4 protein-coding genes are annotated in these 1946 nt (G+C 64.1%); all 4 read right to left on the bottom strand.

Annotated features, from left to right (window positions below; genetic code table 11):
* A partial coding sequence (locus tag R7P74_RS24610) for a helicase RepA family protein (protein WP_318123269.1) occupies positions 1-607 on the bottom strand: 607 nt, incomplete at its 3' end.
* Positions 608-637: 30 nt separating this feature from the next.
* Positions 638-844 carry a plasmid repression protein F gene (urfF, locus tag R7P74_RS24615; RefSeq protein WP_112928753.1) on the bottom strand — a complete coding sequence of 69 codons (207 nt, stop codon included), beginning with the start codon at positions 842-844 and terminating at the stop codon, positions 638-640.
* A gap of 56 nt (positions 845-900) precedes the next feature.
* Positions 901-1875, bottom strand: a complete 975-nt coding sequence (locus tag R7P74_RS24620) for a DNA-primase RepB domain-containing protein (protein WP_318123271.1) — start codon at positions 1873-1875, stop codon at positions 901-903.
* Positions 1851-1943, bottom strand: a complete 93-nt coding sequence (locus R7P74_RS29970; RefSeq protein WP_225478689.1) for an IncQ-type mobilization protein MobB — start codon at positions 1941-1943, stop codon at positions 1851-1853. The genes R7P74_RS24620 and R7P74_RS29970 overlap by 25 nt, the downstream gene beginning before the upstream one ends.
* Between the last annotated feature and the right edge of the window lie 3 nt (positions 1944-1946).

Genomic DNA, 1946 nt, shown 5'->3' on the forward strand with positions numbered 1-1946 from the left:
CCAGTACCGAGCTGCCCCGGCTGGCCTGCTGCTGGTCGCCTGCGCCCATCATGGCCGCGCCCTTGCTGGCATGGTGCAGGAACACGATAGAGCACCCGGTATCGGCGGCGATGGCCTCCATGCGACCGATGACCTGGGCCATGGGGCCGCTGGCGTTTTCTTCCTCGATGTGGAACCGGCGCAGCGTGTCCAGCACCATCAGGCGGCGGCCCTCGGCGGCGCGCTTGAGGCCGTCGAACCACTCCGGGGCCATGATGTTGGGCAGGCTGCCGATCAGCGGCTGGATTAGCAGACCGTCAGCCACGGCTTGCCGTTGCTCGTCGGTCAGGCGTTCCCCCAATGCGTGCAGGCGGTGATGTATGGCGGTGGGCGGGTCTTCGGCGGGCAGGTAGATCACCGGGCCGGTGCGCAACTCGCCCACGTCCAGCAGGTCGGGGCCGCCTGCGATCTGTGCGGCCAGTTGCAGGGCCAGCATGGACTTGCCGGCCCCACCGGGGGACACCAGCGCCCCCACGGTGCCGGCCACCATGTTGGGCAGTACGTAGTCAATCGGTGGCGGTAGCTCTGTGAAGCTCGCCAGAATGTCGATAGGCTTATGGGTAGCCATTGATTTGCCTCCTGTGTAGGCGGTTGGTGGTTAGGCGCTGGCGGGGTCACTACCCCCGCCCTGCGCCGCCCTGAGTTCTTCCAGATACAGCCGCAGCGCCTCGGCCTCTGCGTCTGTGGCCCATATCTTCCGGGCCTTGCGGCCCATGGCTCGCTGCTGTTCGGCAAAGCGGGCCTGTCGTATAGCGTTAGGGGTGGCCAGCAGGTTGCCGGTACGCTTGTCGTGTTGGTCTTTCATATTTCCTCCGCATTAGAGCTAACACCATAACAGGCATTAGCTCTAATGCAAGTGTTTTATCCTAATGTCGGCCCTCGGTACTGCTGTTTCTCGGCCTGCTTCGCCAGCTCGGCGCGGGCCTCCTGCACCTGCGGCAGCTCCATCACTTTCTGTACCGTGCGCTTGATGTAATCGGCCTCATGGCCTGCCTTGCGCTCCATGATCGCGGGGCTGGCCTCGGCCATGGCCTTGGCGATCTCGTCCGGCTCCCGGCCCTTGCTGGCCAGCTTCATAGCCGCAATGAAGTCGCACTTGCTGAGGTCGTCACCGAAGCGTTTGACCAACCCGGCCATTTCGCTGCGGTAGTCGTCCACGGCGCTGCGGCGATACCGGCGCACACTCCGCGGGGCGGTGATCTCGGCCAGTCGTGCCGTCCGTTCCTGTTGGCGCTTAATGCTGTCCAGCACCTGCCCGGCCTGCTGCATCAGCTCCGGCCCTGCGGTGGCGGTCTTGCCCTTGGATTCACGCAGCAGCACCCACGGCTGATAACCGGTGCGGGTGGTGTGCTTGTCCTTGCGGTTGGTGAAGCCCGCCAAGCGACCATAGTGGCGGCTGTCGGCGCTGGCCGGGTCGGCGTCGTACTCGCGGGCCAGCTTCCGGGCGATTACGCCCCTGTGACCTGCTGGGGCGTCCTGAGCCACTTTTACCCATGCCTGATAGTTCTTGGGGCTGGTCTCCACGATCAGCGCCGGCTCCCGGCCCTCGGCTTTCATGTCATCCAAGTCGAACTCACTGAGATCGTCCACCAGCACCAAACCATGCCGCTCCTGCTCGGCGGGCCTGATATACACGTCATTGCCCTGGGCATTCATCCGCTTGAGCCATGGCGTGTTCTGGAGCACTTCGGCGGCTGACCATTCCCGGTTCATCATCTTGCCGCTGGCGGCATCCCGTATGCCGATGTCGTACCGGTCGCAGCCCATGGCCTTGAGCTGCCGGGCGATGGCTTGCGCGGTGCGGTCACCCTTTACTTGAGCTTGAAAACCAGCCATATACCCCCCTGTTGTTCGATGATTTGCGGCTCCAGCCAAAGCCATGATGCGATCAGCAGCGCCAGAATAGG

Source organism: Vibrio sp. 2033 (assembly GCF_033339735.1).

What these genes read in the sequence shown, in the direction of transcription:
- R7P74_RS24620 (WP_318123271.1), bottom strand. Translation starts at nt 1,875, where the DNA reads ATGGCTGGTTTTCAAGCTCAAGTAAAGGGTGACCGCACCGCGCAAGCC.
- urfF (WP_112928753.1), bottom strand. Translation starts at nt 844, where the DNA reads ATGAAAGACCAACACGACAAGCGTACCGGCAACCTGCTGGCCACCCCT.